The sequence below is a fragment of the Bacillus swezeyi genome (genome assembly GCF_001969815.1).
GTDB lineage: Bacteria > Bacillota > Bacilli > Bacillales > Bacillaceae > Bacillus > Bacillus swezeyi.
Genome location: NZ_MRBK01000014.1, coordinates 130,945 through 151,468 on the forward strand (window position 1 = coordinate 130,945; position 20,524 = coordinate 151,468).

Below are 20,524 nucleotides of genomic sequence, written 5' to 3' on the forward strand. Positions count from 1 at the left end.
ATGAATTATTAAGGTTTTGTAAAATAAGCTTGATTTTTGTATAAATGGCCGCACGAAAGAAAGTAAAAGAGAGCAAAAAAACACCCGCATGCATGATGCGGGTGTTTTTCGAAAAAAGGCACTTAAGACCTATTCATTTGCTTCTTCTTCTATCTTGTCTTTATTTTTTTCGATTGTATTATTTTTGGCTTGTTTAGATTTCAGTTCAAAATACTTATCCAGCACTTTTCTGCCGATATCGTTCGTAATTGTATATCTCTTGCTGTAATCATTATAAGCCCATGGAACAACTACGGAAATCGCAACCTCGGGGTTGTCGTAAGGCGCATAAGCAACAAGTGTTGTATTGTATGTGGACTCTCCGGTTTTCGATTTGTCAGGTCCATCATAGAAAGACTGAGCCGTTCCCGTTTTACCGGCAGGTTTATATGTTGCAGAAGCAAATTGCCCAGCTGCCGTACCATTTGTCATGACTCGTTTGAATCCTTTTTGGACGGTTTCAATTTCTTCCTTGCTCATATCCACTCTGTTTAACACTTCAGGCTGCACCGACTCAGTGACGGCTCCAATGCCTTTTTTCGAATCAGGCTCTCTGATTTCCTTAACGATCCGGGGCTTCATCCGGTAGCCGTCGTTGGCAATCGTTGAGACATACTGCGCCAGTTGCAGCGGTGTATACGTATCATACTGACCGATGGCATAGTCGAGGAGGAAACCAGGCAGCCTTTGAGAGCCTTTGTATCCTGTTGCTTCATTCGGAAGGTCGATACCCGTTTTAACGCCCAGGCCGAATTGATTGAAATAATATCTGAATGTATCGAACGCTTCCGTGTTCAGATCAAGCGGCTGATGCGGCTTATACTGCCCCTTGCCGACAGCTATCGCTGTTTTAAACATAAACACGTTTGAAGACTGCTCAAGGGCTTTCTGGATGCCCAGAGTTCCCAAGTTGCTTGACCATGATTTTTTCGGTTTACCTTTTCCAATATAAAGCGGTTCATCAAGAAAAGACGTATTTAAATTAATCGCTCCCGTTTGCAGACCCGTTAAAACGGTCGCTCCTTTGACAGCCGAACCCATTGCATATGAGGATGTCATCGTGCCAAGGGCATAGTCGTCCAGCTTTAATTTGCCGCCTTCGTTTTTAAGCTGCTTGCCGGCAATCGATAATACTTCGCCATTTCTAGGATCCATCATGACGACGAATGCGCGGTCGAGAAAAGGCGCGCTGTGCTGGGTTTTTGCCTTTTTCAGCTCATCCCCGATAATTTTTTCAATCTCTTTTTGCATCTCAACATCGATCGTTAACACCAAGTCTTTTCCGCTTTTTCCTTCTGAAACGACTTCTGTGTCGACGACATTGCCTAATTGATCGGTAATATTTTTCACTTTCTCTTTTTGGCCCTGCAGCACATCTTCATATTCAGCTTCAAGATAGCTTTTTCCGACCCGGTCATTCCGGTTATAGCCGAGCGACAAATAATGATCAAGCAGGTTTTTCGGCAGCCCCTCACTCGAGTCGGAAATGCTGCCGATCATCGTTCTGAGCAGCCCATTGTAAGGATAATCGCGCTTCCAATCGGAAGTCACGTCCACACCCGGAAGCTCGTCAAGATGTTCGCTGACAACGGCCATTTCTTTTGCGGTTACACCTTTATTTTTAATATATTGCGGTGTCAGCGCATAACCGGAATCCATCTCACGTTTGATCGCCAATATTTCCAAATCCTCGTCAGTTAATTCGTTCAGCACGTCTTCCGTAATTCTGTCAAGCTGAAGCTGATATAAATCATCTTCGGAGATTTTTCCGTCCTTAACTTTCTGGCGGTCCTGAGCGGTGATCAGTTTTTCAGCTTTTTTCGGCCTTGTTAAAATCCAGTAGTCCTTTTTATCCCGCTCCGTAATTTTATCAGTATCAACATCGATCATATCCGCCAGTTTTTTGGCCACTTTCAGCTTTTCCTTCTGTGAGGTTGACGATGTTCTTGTATATGTAACAGCATTAAGCGGTTTATTTTTTACGATGGTATTTAAGTTCCTGTCATATATTTTCCCTCTTGGGACGGTCGCAGAGACTTCTACTTCATCCTGTTTTTGGACTTCGTTTGTATAGTCTTCGCCAAACACGATCTGCACCATTCCAAGGCGCACGATCACAGCTGTAAATATTAGAAACGCCATGAAAAACAATATATTCAGCCTGATTGGCAGCGACTTTCGTTTTTCAGTTTTCTGTTTCTTTTTCATCATTTGCATCACCTTCTTTAAATAAAGAAAAGACACCTTATGAAAAGGTGCCAAATATATTGTAAAGTTTTTTTCGGCATTTTTCTACTATTTTCACTTGGATTTAAAAATGAATTATCTTTTTCCTTCTAAAAAGTTAGGCTCCGCTGTTTGTTTATGCGGATCCTTTCCGACCGTTTCCCGGGCCGGCTCTGTCAAGCGAATATCTTTAATGAAATAATAAATCAGCGTATGGCCGGCGCCAAGCAGCACTAAAGAGGCCGGAATGCCTAAATCCTCTTTTAATAACGAAACAAGCAGCAAAAAAACTAAAATGGAAATAATCCGCCCGATGTTTAAAAAAACCTCTCTTACGACAATATATTCAATTCTTGCCTTTCTCGCATACCTCGCTTTTCCTATGACATCATACGTCAGCGATGAGTAAGGAACAAGCAGAATCGGATAGCCGATCGCAATGGCCACAGCGTAAAGCAGCAGTGTCACATAAGTCATATGAAACAAAATCAGGAAAAGGGCTCCAAATAAGACGAGACCGCCCATTAGAATGGCTTTTTTTCGCCCTCCTTTTTTAATGAACCTTGTCGCAAAATAGTAGGCAAAAAAAGATACAGCCGAATTCACCAGTCCGAATTTTCCCAAGGCAAGCTCGCTTTTTGTCGTGATAAAGACAAAGACATTGATTAAAAAAACAAAAATCCCTTCTCGCAGCCCCTGGAAAAAGTGGGCATTGGTAATGCTGCGCCAGTTGGCATCCGAATTTCGCTCCGCCCAGATTTTTTTCAAAATATACCTGCCGCGCGATTCCCTTCTGCCTAAAAAGAAACTAGTGACGACGGCCACCGTGAACAAAGCCAGAGAAAGGCTGAAGATCACCGTATATCCGGTATTGTCGGCAAGTCTCGAAATGACATAACCAGCGACGATCGGGCCGATCATGCCGGCGCCTGAGTTTAAAACGCCGAGAAAACCATTAAAAAAATCCCTTGTATCCGGTTCAGTGATTTCAAATGTCAGCACATTAAATGCAAGCCAATAAAACCCGTAGCCGATTCCGAGCACACCGCCAAGCAGGATCAGCCGTGATCCGGCATTTTCTCCCGCCAAAAGGACGGTTAGATAAAAGACGGCTAAAAAAGATACGCCGAACCTCAGAATAAAGACTCTGTCGATTTTCTTCGCCAAGCGACCGGCGAGCATAAAAGTCAACGGCTGCATGACAACGATTGACAGATTGTAAATGGCCAAGTCAAAAAACTTTCCCGACTGCTTCCAGAGGTACACATTTACAAACGTATTTGAAAGCGCAATGCTCAGCGAATAAAGGCCGCCGACAGTAAGCAAAAGCAGCAGATCTCTGTTTACTTCAACATCGCCTATAATGTTTTTGATTCTGCTCATAACTGACTCCCCTTTACTGATACACATTAGTCTGTCTCATCAAAAGTCAGTTATGTACTTGAGAACAAAAGAATCGAAAAACAAAAAAGGCCCGCTTTTCGCGGACCTTTCAGCGTGTTGACAAACCTTCGCATTCGTTGTCAGGCCTGTGCGTCGGTGCTCACGAATTCCAACATTCGCTCTGCTCCGATGCTCGCCCTTCCTAGACTGCAAAGGTTTTCAATCACGCTGAGCTGAAAGGATGACAAAATCCTAAAACTTTAAACCGTTTTAGGATTTTGTCAACAATATGAAAGGCCCGCTTTTCGCGGACCTTTTTGCAGCCTATATTATTTTGCTTCGCTGTAAAGACGTGCTACTTCATCCCAATTCACGACATTCCAGAATGCTTTGATGTAGTCTGGACGGCGGTTTTGGTAATTTAGGTAATAAGCATGCTCCCATACATCAAGGCCTAAAATAGGCGTCTTGCCTTCTGAAAGCGGAGAATCCTGGTTTGGTGTGCTTGTGATTTCAAGCTCTCTATTGTTGACAACAAGCCATGCCCAGCCGGAGCCAAAGCGGCCTGCCGCAGCAGCAGCGAAGTCTTCTTTGAATTGATCAAAGCTGCCGAACTTTTTATCGATCGCTTCAGCCAATTCGCCGGAAGGAGCGCCGCCTCCGTTTGGTGAAAGAAGCGTCCAGAAAAGTGAATGGTTGGCGTGTCCGCCGCCATTGTTGCGGACCGCTGTGCGGATGCTTTCCGGAACAGCATCAAGGTTTGCTACAAGCTCTTCAACAGATTTGCTTTCGAGATCTTGTTTGCCTGCCACTGCATCGTTTAATTTTGTTACATATGTGTTATGGTGCTTCGTATGGTGAATGTTCATCGTTTCTTTGTCGATGTGCGGTTCTAACGCGTCGTAAGCATAAGGTAGTTCTGGAAGTTTGTAAGCCATTATCAATTCCTCCTTAAAGTTGTATGTATTGAAATGCCGCCATTTAGCAAGCCTTTCCTATTTCAATTTATCAAAAGAAAGGGCTTGTTTCAATGATAATGCTCACAAAATGATCACAAATCATTTCAGCGGACATACTAAACTTTAACCTTTCCCTCTTTATTTTAAACATCATTCGGCATTATTTTAAAACCGCAAATAAAAAGTAGCCGATCATGATCAGCTGAATCACGCCTTTTGCAAACACGCCCGAGATGAAGCCGATCAGTGAACCGACTCCTATTTTGGCCGCGGTTTTGATGTCTTTTCGATGGACGATCATCTCCCCTGCCAATGCTCCGATGAACGGGCCGAGAATAATGCCAGCCACAGGGATCACAAACGGCCCGATGAGAAGCCCGATCGTGCTGCCCCATATCGCCGCCCTGCTGCCGCCGAAACGTTTAATCCCGAGAAGGTTTGTGATGTAGTCGGCCGCAAACAAAACAGCGGTAAAAACCCCTTCGATAATCCAAAATATGTATGAGTAATGCCCGAATGTAAATAAAAATCCATACAATATAAATCCGGCAACGATAAAAACGACACTCGGAATGATTGGATAGACGAGGCCGACAAAAGCAATTCCAAACATTGCCGCAATGATGAGCCAGTATAAAATGTCCATTCCAGATCACCTCCAATCATGATGATGGTTTTTATTATACCTTATTTTTTTCAGGAACACTCTTTCCGGCATAAGTTCCTTGTGTTCATTCTTTCCTGACGATACAATAATGCAGATACACTATATAAATAGGAAGTGAAAACCGAATGAATTTATTCCAGCAGTTTTACAAAAGTACATATTCGACTCCTGCGATTGCTAAAACGCGATTTCAGGGAATAGGAAAAACCATTTTATATGTGTTTTTACTGAGCGTCATTGCCGCTCTTCCAAACCTTTACCACATGAGCAGCGGTGTCGTGAAGACAATGAACAGCTTTCAATCTGCTGTTCAAGAAATTCCCGATTTCACCATTAAAGACGGCTCACTGCACACAGATGCACAGAAAGCGACTGAATCACAGTCATTCGGATTTGTTATTGTCTTTGATCCGACCGACTCTTATGGAACAAAACAGATTAAAGACAAGCAGAATTCCGTCGGTATTCTGAAAGATAAGTTCGTCATCGCCATAGACGGACAAGTCCAGGAAATGCCGTATACGATGCTGCCCGAGGAAATGACAAAACAGGACATCCTGACGCTAGTCGAACAAAATAAATCCGTGATTGTCCCGGTATTGTGCATCCTGTTGTTCTTGGCAACCGCGGCGGGCAAATTTATCGATGTCACAGTGCTTGCCGTGATCGGATTATTGGTTCGAAACGGACTGAAGAAAAAGCTTGCTTATAAGCAGCTTTGGGTCATGTCGGCATATTCCATCACACTGGCGACTGTCTTTTTTGCGATTATGGACAGCCTGCAAGCGGTAGTTCCGAGTGAATTTTTATTAAATTGGGCTGTCAATTTCATCATGCTGTTTCTTGCCATTAAAGAAACACCGTCACAAAAAACGACAGGATAAACGATGCCCTAATTGGTTGGTGCTTCATTTTGTTGTCATGTTAAAAAGAGGACAAGCGTAAAATAGTAAAAAATGAATGAAATGGGGACAAGTTTAATGAAGCGTATTATCGTGTTCCTTTCCATTTTGCTAACCTTGTTCATTGTTTACTATGACTTGAAATCAGGCACCATCCCGCCAAATGCTCTGCCTGTATCGACTATGGCAGCGGAAGCTCCCGCAGACAGCCTCCAATATAAGACTGTCACCGTCAAACCCGGCCAGACAGTCTTTTCAATCATCGGACAAAAACATATTCCCGCAGACCAAATCGCCGAAGACTTTGAAGCGCTTAATCCGAAAGTAAAGGCGGGCAGCATTCAGGCCGGGGCTACCTACAAGTTCCCCGTTTATCCGGATTGAACGTTAATTTCTTGTCAGTTTAATGAACGGGCTGTTACAATAAGACTTGTAAACGATTTGGTATAAGAAAAGGAGCAGCCGGCTCCAGAATTATACTTAAGGAGCGAATTCAAGTGAGTGAAATCACACATCGTACAAAAACGCGCCCTGTTAAAGTGGGGCCGTTAACAATAGGCGGCAATAATGAAGTCGTCATTCAAAGCATGACAACAACCAAAACGCATGATGTCGAGGCAACGGTCGCTGAGATCAACAGGCTTGCTGAAGCCGGGTGCCAAATCGTCCGGGTTGCCTGTCCGGATGAACGGGCGGCCGACGCCATTCCTGAAATTAAAAAACGAATATCCATTCCGCTTGTCGTGGATATTCATTTCAACTATAAACTCGCCTTGAAAGCGATTGAAGGCGGAGCCGATAAAATCCGCATTAACCCGGGGAATATCGGCCGCCGTGAAAAAGTCGAGGCTGTCGTCAATGCCGCGAAGGAAAAAGGCATTCCAATCCGCATCGGTGTCAACGCAGGCTCTCTTGAAAAGCGGATTCTTGAGAAATATGGTTATCCGACAGCGGACGGCATGGTAGAAAGCGCCCTCCATCACATCAAAATTCTTGAGGATCTGGATTTTCATGATATCATCGTCAGCATGAAGGCTTCAGATGTCAACCTGGCCATTGAGGCTTATGAAAAAGCGGCAAAAGCATTTGATTATCCGCTTCATTTAGGGATCACAGAATCCGGGACATTGTTTGCCGGAACGGTTAAAAGCGCCGCCGGTCTTGGCGCAATACTCTCCAAAGGCATTGGCAACACCCTTCGCATTTCTTTAAGTGCAGACCCGGTTGAAGAAGTGAAAGTGGCAAGAGAATTGCTGAAATCCTTCGGTCTTGCATCCAATGCGGCGACATTGATATCCTGCCCGACCTGCGGGCGGATCGAAATCGATTTGATCAGCATCGCAAATGAAGTCGAAGAATATATCGCAAAAGTTAAGGCGCCGATCAAAGTCGCGGTACTCGGCTGTGCTGTAAACGGTCCTGGTGAAGCCCGTGAAGCGGATATCGGCATCGCAGGCGCCCGCGGCGAAGGTCTTCTTTTCCGCAAAGGGGAAATCGTAAGAAAAGTACCTGAGGAAACAATGGTAGAAGAGCTGAAGAAAGAAATCGACAAGCTTGCCGAAGAACACTATGCCAAACAAGAAGCTGAAAAACAAAAATTAAACACATGACATACAAAAAGCTTGACGGAAATCCGTCAAGCTTTTCTGTTAGAAAAATGGTGCTATAAATATGCCAAGCACGAGAGAAACTGCACCGATACCCATCGCCCAGGCTCCTAAGCCAGCTGCTCCTTGTCTTCTGGCTATATAACCGACAATGATCCCTGCAATTCCCAACAGTACAGGAAGCATGAACAAAGAAATAATCGAAAGCGCTAAGGCGATATATCCGGTTACACGTCCGCCAGCTACATTGGCATCATCATTGCCCGCTTCACCATTGCGGCCATTTTCCGCGCGATACGGCTGCGGCGCAACTTCTGCTGCTGTTTCTTCTAAAAATTCATCATTATCTAAAGTCGCATCGACTAAATCAGCATCATAACCGTTGCGGCCACGATCTTGAACTTTTCGTTCCTTTTCCATTCGTTATCCCCCCTCTTTAGTCCATAAAGGAGCATTTATAGTTTAAGCATTCCGGAGCTAATTCATGTTTGCTAAACTTTACTGTAATTGTTAAAAGTTTATGATACACTGAAGGAATGGATGATAAGGAGTGTGGACATGTTACATTTAGGAATCGATATTGATGGAACGATCACAGCCCAGGATACTTTTGTTCCCTACTTAAACGAGTCATTCAGCCTTTCCATCACATTGGAAGATATAAAAGACTATGACTTGACAAAAATTTTGAACATTTCCGATGGAGATTTTTGGGAATGGATGAATGAGAACGAACCGCGCATCTATCAGGAAGCATTGCTTGCAGAATACGCCAAACAGACGCTTGATGAGCTGAAAAATCAGCACAAACTGATATATATTACAGCGAGAAGACGCCACCTTGAAAATATTACATTTGACTGGTTTCACAAAAAAGACGTTCATTACGACCATATTGAACATGTCGGCGGCCATGATAAACTGGAAGCCGTGTTTAAACATAAAATTGATGTTTTCTTTGAAGATCACCATGGAAATGCTACAATGATCGCTAAAGAAGCCAATATCCCCGTCCTGCTGTTCAATACGCCTTACAATCAGCTGCCGACCGATTCAAACATTATCAGAGTCAACAGCTGGCATGAAGCAGCAGACTGGCTCAGGAAAAACGAGAAGTCCATTGAAACCGCAAAAAGCATGTAAACGCCTTACATGCTTTTTTGCAATAAAAAACCGGTGCGATGAATCACCATCCATCGCACCGGATAAGTTCTACGCTTCCATCCTGTTCGCTTCACAACCGGGGCATGTGCCGTAGATTTCAAATTTATGTCCGCTGATATGATAGCCGTCAAGGTCATCGGTCAGCTTTTCCATCGGGCACAATTCAATTTCTTTCGTTTTGCCGCAAACCATGCAGATAAAGTGATGGTGGTGATGAACAGAAGAGCATTTAAAACGAAACTGCTTTTCACCTGAAAGCTCTGTCGTTTCCAAAATGCCAAGCTCCTCAAACAGAGACAGATTTCGGTATATGGTATCAAAACTCAAACCCGGATAATCGTCATTTAAAGCGGAAAGTACATTTTTCGCCGTTAAATATTTATCAGAATCACTAAAAAGCTGAAGCATATCCTCCCGCTTGCTTGTGTATTTATAACCTTTTTCCTTCAATAAATCAAGCGCTTCCTGTACGTTCACGGCGAACCCTCCTTTTGATTTTATTATAGCTGATGCATAACACCAGTATCAAAATAGACAGCAGCACGATCGTTCCGCCCGGCGCAAGATCCAAATGATAAGCGAGCACGAGTCCGATAATGACGGACAGCTCCCCGAACAAAACGGAAAAGAAAATCGCCTGCTTAAATCCTTTTGCAATCCGCATGCTTGCCGCTACAGGGAGCGTCATTAGCGCAGAAACGAGCAATGTGCCGACGATTCTCATGGAAGCAGCAATCACAAGCGCCACGATCAAAATAAAAATAAAATGAATCCATTTGGCGGAAATTCCTGATGCTTTGGCATGCTCTTCATCAAACGAAAGCAAAAACAGCTCTTTAAAAAGGGAGAAAATCACGATCAGAACTGCGGCGGAAATTCCGATGATCACAAGCAGGTCTTCCCTTGACACCGCACTCACACTGCCGAACAGGTAGCTGAAGAGATCTGTATTAAATCCTTCCGCAAGCGAAATAAAAATAACGGAAACACCGATGCCTCCCGACATAATGATTGGAATCGCCAGCTCCTGATAATGCTTATAAACCGTCCTGAGCCTTTCAATAATTAAAGACCCAGCAACCGAAAACATCATTCCGAAATAGATCGGGCTGACTCCTGCCAGCATCGTAAATTGCTTCCCTAAATATAGGCTCGCAGCAATTCCGGCTAAAGAAACGTGGCTGAGCGCATCAGCGATCAGCGAGAGGCGCCTGACAACGATAAAGACGCCGAGCAGCGGTGCGATAAGACCGATTAATATTCCTGAAATAAATGCGTTTTGCAAAAATTCATAATGAAAAAAAGGTGTCAGCATTATTCGTGTCCTCCATGATGATGGTGGTTGTGGCTGATGGCCTGGACATCATGCCCGTAAAACTGCGAGAGGTCTTGATCTGTCATCGACTCAAACTCGTCTGTATTGCCATGAAAATGAAGATGCTTATTCATACAGGCAACATGTGTGACTTTATCAGAAACTGTGCCGACATCATGGGTGACAAGAATCAACGTAATCCCTTTTTCCCGATTCAATTTTTCCAAGAGCTGATAAAAGCCTTCAACCGTTTTTTGATCGACTCCGACCGTCGGTTCGTCAAGAATAAGCAGCTTCGGTTCGCTTACGAGCGCTCTTGCGATAAATGTTCTCTGCTGCTGCCCTCCGGATAGCTCGCCGATGTTTCTGTCTTTCAGCGGAGTGATCCCGACGGCCTCAATCGCCTCTGCCACTTTTTGCTTATCAGCTTTTGACATTCGTCTAAACAAGCCGAGTTTTGCGGTTAAACCGCTTGCCACCACCTCATGCACTGATGCCGGGAACCCGGTGTTAAAGCTGTTTGCCTTTTGGGAAACAAAACCGATCTTGCTCCAATCCTTGAATTTTTTAAGAGAGACACCGAATAATTTAAGCTCCCCTTTTTGCGGTTTTATCAGACCGAGTATGCACTTCAACAAAGTTGTTTTTCCCGATCCGTTTGGACCGACCAAACCGAGAAAAGCCCCTTCATCAACCGTTAAATTAATATCCTCTATCACATTGCGATGATCATAGGAATATGATATATGTCTCATTTCGATAATGGGTTGTTTCACTTCGCTCACCTTCAAATTCTCCAGAATCATTCCGATTTATCACACAAAAAGAAAATGGCAGCCGAATTCCAGCAAGCCATTTTCACCGATTGACCAGTTCAATTATACATATAATCTTTAAAAAAGTAAATAAAAGCCTAATGGATGGCCGTTTTAAACCTGCCTCCCCGCGTTTCATGCGTGTCCATAATCGTAATAAAAGCGTTTTTATCAATATCGAATACGATTGATTTAAGCTTTGTCACTTCAAGCCTTGTGACAACGGCGTAAATCACTTCTGTGTCCTCATCTGAATAGCCGCCTTTTCCTCGGAGCTTTGTTGTCCCCCGGCCAAGACGATGCAAAAGGGCATCAGAGATTTCCTCATATTGTTCAGATACAATGATGACTGCTTTTGTCTCATCAAGCCCCTGGATAACGGCATCGATCGTCTTCATGGCAATGTAGTACGTCATGACTGAAAACATCGCCTGTTCCAGGCCAAATACAAAGCTGGCCCAGGCAAAAATAAAGACATTGACCATCATCACAAATTCGCCGACTGAAAAAGGCAGTTTTTTTGTGAGCAAGATCCCGAGAATCTCCGTTCCATCCATAGAACCGCCATTACGAATGACAAGCCCTACGCCAAATCCGAGCAATAAACCGCCGAAAACGGCTGCCAATACAGGCTGAGTCGTAACCCCTTCTACATGATGCAACAACGTTTCAATAATTGACAAACTAAGAATTCCAATCAGCGTGGAGATTAAAAACGTCTTTCCGATATGCTTGTATCCGGAAATCATGAATGGAATGTTGAGGACCACGACGAGCAGGGCAAAATTGATATAAGGAGTGTCTTTAAAAATATAGTCTAAAATTAAAGAAATCCCGATGATGCCCCCGTCGATAATGTTATTCGGAACTAAAAATAATTCAATGCTTGCGGCTGCACAGGCAGCACCGATCAGAATCATGATGATCCGAAACAACAAACGGACCGCTGATTCTTTTTTATGCTGTTTTTTTGTTGCCATGCTGTCTCTCCTTTTTATCCGAACTGGCCAACTGCTCCTATTCATCATCATATCATTTAACAGGGAGAAATAAAAAAATGACACATTTTTAATTTTCCGCCATACATTAGTTCAGAGGGGAGGAATGGGACGTGATTTTATTTCAAAAAATCGTACTGCAGCGCTTAAATCAGGTGACGGCTGATGAGGTGCTGAAGTACGCTAAACAATACGAAATTCATGTGACAAAACAGCAGGCGCTCGAGGTGGAAAAGCTCGTCAACGGAAAAAACATTAATATTTTTAATGAAGAAGAGCGAAATAAACTGCTTCGGCAGGTTGAGGCGGTCACCTCAAAAGAAGCCGTCCAGCTGCTGAATCAGCTGTTCGCACAATACTTATCATAAAAAGGGGCTAAAATAAGGCCCCTTTTGTTATTGCTGTTTAATTTTCTCCAAAAGCCCTTCGTCAAACGCTTTATTCTTGAGCATTTCGATTTCGAACCGATATGGGGGCTTTTTATTCTTCTTATCTTCCCCTACATAAGGCGTTTCAAGGATTTTTGGAATATCTGCAAGCTGGTCGTGATGAACGACATATTGAAGTGCATCAAAGCCGATTTCCCCAAAACCGATGTTTTCATGACGGTCTTTTTTTGCACCTTTTACATTTTTGCTGTCGTTGATATGAAGCACTTTTAAACGGTCAATCCCGATGATTTTATCAAATTCGTTTAACACGCCGTCAAAATCTGAAACCACATCATAGCCTGCATCATGGGTATGGCACGTATCAAAGCAGACGGACAAATGTTCATTGTGAGTGACGCCGTTGATGATTTGTGCAAGCTCTTCAAATGTCCGGCCGCATTCCGAACCTTTGCCCGCCATCGTTTCCAGGGCGATTTGCACACCCTGGTCCGGGTCTATGACTTCGTTCAGTCCTTCGATGATTTTTTTTATGCCTGTTTCAGCTCCTGCGCCTACGTGTGCTCCTGGGTGAAGAACGATTTGTTTAGCGCCAATCGCCGCCGTCCTTGCAATTTCAGAACGGAGAAAATCAACGCCGAGCTCGAATGTAGCCGGGTTTGTCGTATTGGCGATATTGATGATATACGGCGCATGAACGACGATTTCAGAAATGCCGTGCTCTTCCATGTGAGCCCGTCCCGCTTCAATATTCAAATCCTCTATTTTTTTTCTGCGCGTGTTTTGCGGCGCCCCGGTATAGATCATGAACGTGTTGGCACCGTAAGAGCTTGCTTCCCGGCTGGCGGCAAGCAGCATATGTTTTCCGCTCATTGAGACGTGTGAACCGATTTTCAACAAAACTGTTTCCCCTACTTTCCTTTTCTGAATTGTTTTCTTTTTTCCTGTCTTTTTATTTTATTGATTTCTGTTTTCATTTTTTTCTTATAGCCCGGCTTGACTTTTTTCGGTTTTTTCACAAGCCGTTTGGCGACTTCATCCGTCTCATCAGGCGTTCGCTTGCGATTTTGACGGCGCTTGCGGTCGTCGATCTTTTTCCACTCGCCTTTTTCAATCCGCATGTTTTCAAACACAATTCCCATCTGTTCAAGTTTTGCGAGTGCATCTTCATCAGATGTATCATAAAGCGTCATCGCCGTTCCCGATGACCCTGCGCGCGCTGTGCGGCCGACGCGGTGCACGTAAAAGTCAAGGTCCTCCGGCAGCTCATAGTTAATGACATGGCTGACGCCTTTAATGTCGATGCCTCTTGCCGCCAAGTCAGTGGCAATGATGTAGGTAAACTCAAGGTCGCCGATTTGCTTCATGACTTTTTTGCGTTCCCTCGGGGTAAGGCCGCCGTGAAGAAGCCCCACTTTCATCCCCTTTTCGGCCAGAGAGGCGGCGATGTCGTCAGCCGTTGTTTTTGTATTGGCAAAAACAATCGCCAAGTATGGATTTAAATGCGTCATAACCTCAAACAAAAGCTGATTTTTATCTCTGTGTCTCGAAGGAATCAAAACATGCTCTATTTTTTCAGCTGTGATATGCATCGGCTCGACGTGCGCATATTTCGGATTGGCCATATACTTTTTCAAGAAAGGCTTCAATTTCTCGGGAATCGTTGCAGAGAACACAAGCATTTGCAGATGATCAGGCATATGTGATCCGATAAAATCAACATCTTCTAAAAAGCCCATATCCAGCATTAAATCCGCTTCATCAATGACGAGCGATTCCGCTTTATGCACGCTCAGCGCCTGCTCTCTGACCAAATCGGCGATCCTTCCCGGCGTTCCGACTGCAAGATGAGGCTGTGTTTTTAATTTATCGATCGATTTTTGCTTATCCGTTCCGCCGATAAAACATTTTGAGCGAATCGCTTCATCAGGGCCTAAAAACTTGGTGATTTTCAGCACTTCCTGATGAATCTGATTTGCGAGCTCTCTTGTCGGAGCCGTAATCACGGCTTGAACGAACTCTTTTTTGGGATCGATCCTGCTTAAAAGCGGAAGCAGGTAAGCATGGGTTTTCCCTGTCCCTGTCTGCGACTGCCCGATGGCGCTTTCCCCTTTCAGTGCTGACGGGATTAATCTTTTTTGGATATCTGTCGGCTCATAAAACCCTAATTGGTGAACGGCCTCTATGATAAACGGCTTTAGATCATACATTTCGAATTTCGTTTGTTTCATTTTCCCAACTCCTTCTTGGAAACCGCCTGTTTTGAAAGACGCCCCAAGCTTTATCCTATATGGCTGAATTGTGCGCTTATGTATCCTTTTTTATGCCGGACAGCTAAAAAAAGGCTGATATCATGTCCATCATTAAATTATAACTGATTCTGCGGAAAAAAACCATCTTTGCCGCCGAGCTCTGCGGCCCGAGACAAAAGCACTTTGTGCAAGGTCTGCATACCCTATCAAGAGAAGGAGTTTGAAAGGAGGGTACAAGTATGTTTTCACAGCAGCCTATGAGACCCAGACCGCCTGGGCCGCAGAGGCCAAGCAGAACTGTACTGCAGAGAAATCCAGGAATGGGAGTGCGCCAGCCTCACGGACAGCGGCAGGGATTTCAGCCATTTTTGAATCAGATGGGCCAGGCTCAGCAGCAAGCCGGAACCCGCGGAGGCGGGATTCAAGGATTGCTGTCCAAATTTCTGCCCGGCGGATCAGCTGCATCAGGAGGAACAGGAGCCGGTCTCGGAGGAACAGGAGCCGGTCTCGGAGGAACAGGAAGCGGCCTTGGGGGAATACAGGGGCTCGCCAACCCTGCTTCACTATCAAGCTTGCTCGGCAATGTGCAAAAAGCGCTGGGAGTGGCCCAGCAAGTGACCCCGATGATACAGCAATACGGCCCGCTCGTCCGCAATCTGCCGGGAATGGTGAAAATGTTTAGACAGCTGAATTCTGAAGACAGTGAAACGGAGGATCAAGAAAAGGAAAAAGACGAACCGGAAGTGAAAGCAGAAACCAGTAAAAAGCAAGAGGAAAAAAAGGAGTCCTCAAAACCGGAAAAAGACAGTCTTCAAACATCCGGCCGCTCTGCGCCTTCGCCTAAACAAAGAAAAACCGGAGGATCAAAACCCAAACTGTATATATAACATTCTTTGATATCTCCTCCTGGATCAGATATAATGAGGTCTAAGAGACTGCAACAATATAAGCCGTTTTTTACGGCTTTTTATCATGCCCGGCTCTTACTTCTTTTTAGGAGGACTAAAGGATGGACGTAATTAAAATTTCGCCGCGCGGGTATTGCTATGGGGTCGTTGATGCCATGGTCATCGCTAAAAACGCGGCTCTTGATAAAAGTCTGCCAAGACCTATATATATTTTAGGAATGATCGTTCATAACAAACATGTCACAGATGCATTTGAAAAAGAGGGCATCTATACGCTTGACGGTCCAAACCGGCTTGACATTTTGAATAAGGTTGACAAAGGAACCGTTATTTTTACCGCTCACGGTGTATCTCCAGAAGTCCGCAAAGCGGCTGAAGAGAAGGGGCTCGTCGCCATTGACGCCACCTGCCCTGATGTAACGAAAACACATGACTTAATCCGGAAAATGAAGGCGGAAGGCTACCACATCATCTATATCGGAAAGAAAGGGCATCCTGAACCCGAAGGCGCCGTGGGCGTCGCCCCTGATATCGTTCATCTTGTCGAAACCGTGGAAGATGTGGAGCGCCTGGAGGTTGAATCAGACAAACTGATCGTCACAAACCAGACAACGATGTCTCAATGGGATGTCTATGATATTATGGAAATGGTAAAAGAAAAGTACCCGCACGTCGAATTTCACCAGGAAATCTGCCTGGCAACCCAAGTTCGGCAAGAAGCGGTGTCTGAACAGGCGAAAAAAGCCGATTTGACGATCGTTGTCGGCGACCCGAAAAGCAATAACTCCAATCGCCTCGCACAAGTCTCTGAAGAAATTGCCGGGACGAAAGCATATCGGATCGGGGATTTAAGCGAATTAAAACTGGAATGGCTTGAAGGTGTTGAGACGGTGGCTGTGACAGCCGGAGCGTCGACACCGACGCCGATTACAAAAGAAGTCATACGCTTTTTAGAGCAGTTTGACCATGATGATCCATCCACATGGAGCATCGGTCATCATGTTCCGCTGCAAAAAATACTCCCTAAAGTAAAAACAAAAACCTGAAGCCGCTGATCAGCTTCAGGTTTTCTTTTTATATAAACGCAAACGGGTTTGTATTGGTTTCCGAAGGGAAAATCGCAACATCATACTTTTTCTTTTCACACATTGCCGACAGTTTTTTTGTAACCCCGTCTTTCATGATCTGTTCGGCATAATGCCCCGGATCCACGACATTCAGGCCGATCATCATGGCATCATGCGCGGTATGGAAATAAAGGTCACCTGTCACATACACATCTGCTCCCATTCTTTTCGCCTGGTGGATATATTTATTCCCATCTCCGCCTAGCACGGCGACTTTTTTCACTTTAGCATCAGGCTTTCCGACCATCCGGGCTCCATTCGCCTGAAGCTTTTCCTTTACATGGCGGGCAAATTCTTGAAGCGTCATTTCTTCTTGCAGTTCACCGATCCGTCCGAGCCCTTTTTGAAGCGGAGTCTGCTCGACCGGAAAGATGTCAAAGGCGACTTCTTCATACGGATGAGCCTTCTTCATCGCTTTTATAACGGCTTTTTCGATGCCTGAAGGGTAGACGGTCTCAACCCTTACCTCCTCAACCCGCTCAAGCTTTCCCGACTCGCCGATAAACGGATCAGCTTCCTCGAGCGGACGGAAGCTGCCGACTCCTTCTGCGGAAAAGGCACAGTGGCTGTATACGCCGATATGACCTGCTCCGGCATCGCCAAGCGCCGTCCGCACCTGTTCCTCGTAATCTGTCGGAACATAGACGGCAAGCTTCTTGAGAGGCTCTTCATAGGTTGGAACCAGCACTTTTGTTTCCTTTAAACCCAATGCTTCTGCAAGCATGTCATTGACGCCGCCGTCGGCAACATCCAGATTCGTATGAGCCGCATAAACCGCAATATCATGTTTGATGCATTTTTCGATCAGCCTCCCGCCCGGCTGATCTGTGATGACATGTTTCAGCGGCCTGAAAACCGGAGGGTGATGGGCGATGATCAAGTCAACGTTCTTTTCAATCGCTTCATCCACTGTTTCTTCAAGCACATCAAGCGTGACCATGACATTTTTGATTTTTTTGTTGAGCGTGCCGATTTGCAGGCCGATTTTATCCCCTTCAACGGCAAAAGATTTTGGTGAAAATTGTTCAAACAATTGAATGATCTCATTTCCGTTTATCGATTTAACCACGATCGAGAACCTCCTTCAGCTGTTTCATGCGTTTTAGAATGTCTTCCTGTTTCTGTTGATTTTCTGCTGACGGAGCCGCATTTTCCAGGCCTCGGTAAATTCCTTCCAAATGATGAAGCTCCCTTGACCATTTCTTAATAAAAACGGCGTTTTTTTCTTTGGACAGAAACGGTCCTGTTAACATGCCAATCTCAAAATCGATTCCCTTATACGGACGGTCTTTGTCGCCCGGTGAAGCGGCAAGGACTTCGTAAAATTTGCCGTCCTCTTCAAGAATCTCTTCATCTAACAGTTCATAGTTCTCTTTGTAGAGCCATTCCCTGATGTGATAAGCATGTATATTGGGCTGCAGGATCAGACGCCTAACCCCTTCCAGCTTGTCCTTTCCTTTTTCCAGAATATCTGCGATCAAGGCTCCGCCCATTCCTGCAATCGTAATCGCATCCGCTTCACCGCATTTGACCACTTCAAGGCCGTCGCCTTTCCGCACCGATATGAGTTCGGACAGCTCGAGCCGTTCCACTTGATTTTTGGCAGAATTGAACGGGCCATCTGTAATTTCGCCGGCGATCGCCCGCTTGGCCAATCCATTTAAAAGGGCATAGCAAGGCAAATAGGCATGATCTGATCCGATATCAGCCAGCACCGCATGTTCAGGTATGTATTTTGCCACCGTCTCAAGTCTTTTTGACAACTTTAATTCATTCACTAAACCATCACTACTTTTCTATATTCATTTTATCCCTTACCATCATATTAAAAAATTGCTTTTTTTCCAAGCGCCTATACCTGCGCAAAAAAAGTCCTTTTGAATAAAGGACTTTTTGCTGCTATTTAATTTCGGAAACCCATTTGGCCATATCATCAAGCTTCTCTTGCGGGACGAGGCCGGCCGGCATTCCGTTTCCGCCTTTTTCAATCTTTTCTTTAATTGCTCCTGTATCCATGCGGTCCCCGACTCCTTGCAGTTTAGGACCTGATACCCCTTCATAATTTTCACCGTGACAGGATACACAGCTCGCCTTATAAATTTCTTCAGGCGAGGCATCCGCTTTGTCTTCTTGAGCGGTCTTGTTCCCTTCGCCGGCAATTTCTTTTTCATCATACAGCCCTTTAATAGATAGGATAAAAACCAGGCCTATTCCCATAATGGCAATTAACAAAAATGGTATCAATGGATTGCGGTTCATTTTACATCCCCCTTTTTAATTTACCCCAGCCCCTTATGTAAACAATTCTAATTCTACTTTAATTTTACAAAAAGTAAACCGGTTATGAAACAAAAGCTGATGAAGTTCACATTTTAGACAAAATGATGAATGAGGAAGCTGATTGTTTGATTTGCCATCTGAAATCCATTTTTTGAATACGGTTACAACAATCATTATAAAGGGCTTTTCCTATGATCTCAAGGTTATAATGTCTTAAAATAGACTTTTGGATATTTGCAAAATCGAAAGAAATTAAGTAAAATATAATCGAGTTTACCAATAATAGCGCTTTCATACAAAAGAAAGGCAGTCAGGCAATAAAAAAGAACGGATCTTGTGACCCGTTCAAATTTATTCGAGAAAATCTTTCAAGCGTTTGCTTCTGCTTGGATGTCTTAATTTACGAAGTGCTTTAGCTTCTATTTGACGAATTCGTTCTCTTGTTACCCCAAACACTTTACCAACTTCTTCTAATGTTCTTGTCCGTCCATCATCAAGACCAAAGCGAAGGCGCAATACGTTTTCTTCGCGGTCTGTCAGTGTATCAAGCACATCTTCAAGCTGTTCTTTCAGCAATTCATATGCTGCATGATCTGACGGTGAAGTCGCTTCCTGATCTTCAATGAAGTCTCCAAGATGTGAATCATCTTCTTCTCCGATCGGAGTTTCGAGTGATACCGGTTCCTGGGCAATCTTTAAGATTTCACGAACCTTTTCCGGTGTCAGATCCATGTCTTCTGCAATTTCTTCAGGCGTTGGTTCGCGGCCGAGATCCTGAAGAAGCTGTCTCTGAACACGGATCAGTTTATTGATGGTTTCAACCATGTGCACAGGAATCCTGATTGTTCTCGCCTGGTCAGCGATCGCTCTTGTAATCGCCTGTCTGATCCACCATGTGGCATATGTGCTGAACTTGTATCCTTTACGGTAGTCAAACTTTTCAACCGCCTTCATCAGACCCATGTTTCCTTCCTGAATGAGGTCTAAGAAAAGCATGCCGCGGCCGACATACCGTTTTGCGATGCTGACGACAAGCCTTAGGTTGGCTTCAGCCAGACGCCGCTTTGATTCCTCGTCGCCTTCCTCAATCTTTTTCGCGTATTCAATTTCTTCTTTCGCAGACAAAAGGTTTACCCGTCCGATTTCCTTCAAGTACATCCGGACAGGATCGTTTATCTTAACGCCCGGGGGCACGCTTAAATCATTCAGGTCAAATTCTTCTTCGGCCTTGGCCAGCTGCTGAATATTAGGATCCTCGTTTTCTTCGTTCTCACTAATTAATTCAACACCTTGCTCTCCTAAAAATTCATAATACTCATCCATTTGGTCTGATTCGATCTCGAAACTGGACATGCGCTCAGCAATTTCTTCATATGTGAGCACCCCACGTTTTTTTCCGGCCTCTGTCAATTGGTCCCTGACCTGTTCAAACGTGAATTCAGTTTCAGTCTCTGGTGCTTGTTTATCAGCCATTCATGGATCCCTCCTTCCAA

General features: G+C 44.6%; 22 protein-coding genes and 1 pseudogene. 7 read left to right on the plus strand and 16 right to left on the minus strand.

The features are described 5' to 3' along the window. Positions 1-129: 129 nt before the first annotated feature. From BTA30_RS13790 to BTA30_RS13805, 4 genes are all read right to left on the minus strand, one after another. A complete protein-coding gene (locus BTA30_RS13790) occupies positions 130-2,250 on the minus strand; it encodes a peptidoglycan D,D-transpeptidase FtsI family protein (protein ID WP_076761876.1) in 2,121 nt (706 codons plus the stop codon). A 111-nt stretch (positions 2,251-2,361) separates the two neighbouring features. Continuing rightward, on the minus strand, positions 2,362-3,648 hold the full coding sequence (locus tag BTA30_RS13795; protein WP_076761877.1) for an MFS transporter: 1,287 nt from the start codon (positions 3,646-3,648) through the stop codon (positions 2,362-2,364). Positions 3,649-3,977: 329 nt separating this feature from the next. Continuing rightward, entirely contained in the window at positions 3,978-4,586 is a 609-nt protein-coding gene (gene sodA / locus BTA30_RS13800; RefSeq protein WP_076761878.1) for a superoxide dismutase SodA, read from the minus strand. A gap of 181 nt (positions 4,587-4,767) precedes the next feature. Further along, entirely contained in the window at positions 4,768-5,253 is a 486-nt protein-coding gene (locus tag BTA30_RS13805) for a DUF456 domain-containing protein (RefSeq protein WP_076761879.1), read from the minus strand. A 146-nt stretch (positions 5,254-5,399) separates the two neighbouring features. On the opposite strand from BTA30_RS13805, the gene BTA30_RS13810 reads away from it, so the two are divergent. The 3 genes from BTA30_RS13810 to ispG all read left to right on the plus strand — a co-directional run bounded on the left by BTA30_RS13810 (position 5,400) and on the right by ispG (position 7,786). Continuing rightward, positions 5,400-6,158: a DUF1189 domain-containing protein gene (locus tag BTA30_RS13810; protein ID WP_076761880.1), complete on the plus strand. Its 759-nt coding sequence runs from the start codon at positions 5,400-5,402 to the stop codon at positions 6,156-6,158. Positions 6,159-6,254: 96 nt separating this feature from the next. Next, a complete protein-coding gene (locus BTA30_RS13815; protein WP_076761881.1) occupies positions 6,255-6,560 on the plus strand; it encodes a LysM peptidoglycan-binding domain-containing protein in 306 nt (101 codons plus the stop codon). A gap of 107 nt (positions 6,561-6,667) precedes the next feature. Next, complete coding sequence (gene ispG / locus BTA30_RS13820; RefSeq protein ID WP_094777335.1) at positions 6,668-7,786, plus strand: flavodoxin-dependent (E)-4-hydroxy-3-methylbut-2-enyl-diphosphate synthase; 1,119 nt, start codon at positions 6,668-6,670, stop codon at positions 7,784-7,786. A 39-nt stretch (positions 7,787-7,825) separates the two neighbouring features. Here ispG and BTA30_RS13825 read toward each other — a convergent pair whose 3' ends face one another. Continuing rightward, on the minus strand, positions 7,826-8,203 hold the full coding sequence (locus tag BTA30_RS13825) for an MFS transporter (RefSeq protein WP_076761883.1): 378 nt from the start codon (positions 8,201-8,203) through the stop codon (positions 7,826-7,828). A 138-nt stretch (positions 8,204-8,341) separates the two neighbouring features. On the opposite strand from BTA30_RS13825, the gene BTA30_RS13830 reads away from it, so the two are divergent. Then, complete coding sequence (locus BTA30_RS13830; RefSeq protein ID WP_076761884.1) at positions 8,342-8,926, plus strand: hypothetical protein; 585 nt, start codon at positions 8,342-8,344, stop codon at positions 8,924-8,926. A 69-nt stretch (positions 8,927-8,995) separates the two neighbouring features. Here BTA30_RS13830 and zur read toward each other — a convergent pair whose 3' ends face one another. From zur to BTA30_RS13850, 5 genes and pseudogenes are all read right to left on the minus strand, one after another. Next, complete coding sequence (zur, locus tag BTA30_RS13835) at positions 8,996-9,424, minus strand: zinc uptake transcriptional repressor Zur (RefSeq protein WP_076761885.1); 429 nt, start codon at positions 9,422-9,424, stop codon at positions 8,996-8,998. Further along, a complete protein-coding gene (locus tag BTA30_RS13840) occupies positions 9,402-10,262 on the minus strand; it encodes a metal ABC transporter permease (protein WP_076761886.1) in 861 nt (286 codons plus the stop codon). The genes zur and BTA30_RS13840 overlap by 23 nt, the downstream gene beginning before the upstream one ends. After that, on the minus strand, positions 10,262-10,585 hold the full coding sequence (locus BTA30_RS24435; protein WP_404802516.1) for an AAA family ATPase: 324 nt from the start codon (positions 10,583-10,585) through the stop codon (positions 10,262-10,264). Before BTA30_RS24435 ends, BTA30_RS13840 begins: the two co-directional genes overlap by 1 nt. 6 nt (positions 10,586-10,591) lie before the next feature. After that, a pseudogene (locus BTA30_RS24440) lies at positions 10,592-11,017 on the minus strand (metal ABC transporter ATP-binding protein); the annotation flags it as partial. 158 nt (positions 11,018-11,175) lie between these two features. Beyond that, positions 11,176-12,057, minus strand: coding sequence for a YitT family protein (locus BTA30_RS13850; RefSeq protein ID WP_076761888.1), 882 nt, complete (start codon positions 12,055-12,057; stop codon positions 11,176-11,178). Between the two features lie 131 nt (positions 12,058-12,188). Here BTA30_RS13850 and BTA30_RS13855 point away from each other — a divergent pair, with 131 nt between their 5' ends. Beyond that, positions 12,189-12,443: a DUF2624 domain-containing protein gene (locus BTA30_RS13855; protein WP_076761889.1), complete on the plus strand. Its 255-nt coding sequence runs from the start codon at positions 12,189-12,191 to the stop codon at positions 12,441-12,443. A 27-nt stretch (positions 12,444-12,470) separates the two neighbouring features. Here the strand turns inward: BTA30_RS13855 and BTA30_RS13860 are convergent, their stop codons facing one another. Further along, positions 12,471-13,364 carry a deoxyribonuclease IV gene (locus BTA30_RS13860; protein WP_076761890.1) on the minus strand — a complete coding sequence of 298 codons (894 nt, stop codon included), beginning with the start codon at positions 13,362-13,364 and terminating at the stop codon, positions 12,471-12,473. Positions 13,365-13,375: 11 nt separating this feature from the next. Beyond that, the gene (locus BTA30_RS13865) at positions 13,376-14,695 is read right to left on the minus strand and encodes a DEAD/DEAH box helicase (RefSeq protein WP_076761891.1); all 1,320 of its coding nucleotides are present in this window, start codon (positions 14,693-14,695) and stop codon (positions 13,376-13,378) included. A 260-nt stretch (positions 14,696-14,955) separates the two neighbouring features. Between BTA30_RS13865 and vrrA the strand changes: the two genes are divergently transcribed. Together vrrA and BTA30_RS13875 are read left to right on the plus strand one after the other, a co-directional pair. Beyond that, positions 14,956-15,603, plus strand: a complete 648-nt coding sequence (gene vrrA / locus BTA30_RS13870; protein WP_076761892.1) for a VrrA/YqfQ family protein — start codon at positions 14,956-14,958, stop codon at positions 15,601-15,603. A 122-nt stretch (positions 15,604-15,725) separates the two neighbouring features. Then, positions 15,726-16,670 carry a 4-hydroxy-3-methylbut-2-enyl diphosphate reductase gene (locus BTA30_RS13875; RefSeq protein WP_076761893.1) on the plus strand — a complete coding sequence of 315 codons (945 nt, stop codon included), beginning with the start codon at positions 15,726-15,728 and terminating at the stop codon, positions 16,668-16,670. 28 nt (positions 16,671-16,698) lie between these two features. Here BTA30_RS13875 and BTA30_RS13880 read toward each other — a convergent pair whose 3' ends face one another. The 4 genes from BTA30_RS13880 to rpoD all read right to left on the minus strand — a co-directional run bounded on the left by BTA30_RS13880 (position 16,699) and on the right by rpoD (position 20,504). Continuing rightward, complete coding sequence (locus tag BTA30_RS13880) at positions 16,699-17,820, minus strand: Nif3-like dinuclear metal center hexameric protein (RefSeq protein ID WP_076761894.1); 1,122 nt, start codon at positions 17,818-17,820, stop codon at positions 16,699-16,701. Then, the gene (locus tag BTA30_RS13885; RefSeq protein ID WP_076761895.1) at positions 17,813-18,529 is read right to left on the minus strand and encodes a tRNA (adenine(22)-N(1))-methyltransferase; all 717 of its coding nucleotides are present in this window, start codon (positions 18,527-18,529) and stop codon (positions 17,813-17,815) included. Before BTA30_RS13885 ends, BTA30_RS13880 begins: the two co-directional genes overlap by 8 nt. A gap of 121 nt (positions 18,530-18,650) precedes the next feature. Next, positions 18,651-19,010: a cytochrome c550 gene (gene cccA, locus BTA30_RS13890; RefSeq protein WP_076761896.1), complete on the minus strand. Its 360-nt coding sequence runs from the start codon at positions 19,008-19,010 to the stop codon at positions 18,651-18,653. Positions 19,011-19,382: 372 nt separating this feature from the next. Continuing rightward, entirely contained in the window at positions 19,383-20,504 is a 1,122-nt protein-coding gene (gene rpoD, locus BTA30_RS13895; protein ID WP_076761897.1) for an RNA polymerase sigma factor RpoD, read from the minus strand. Between the last annotated feature and the right edge of the window lie 20 nt (positions 20,505-20,524).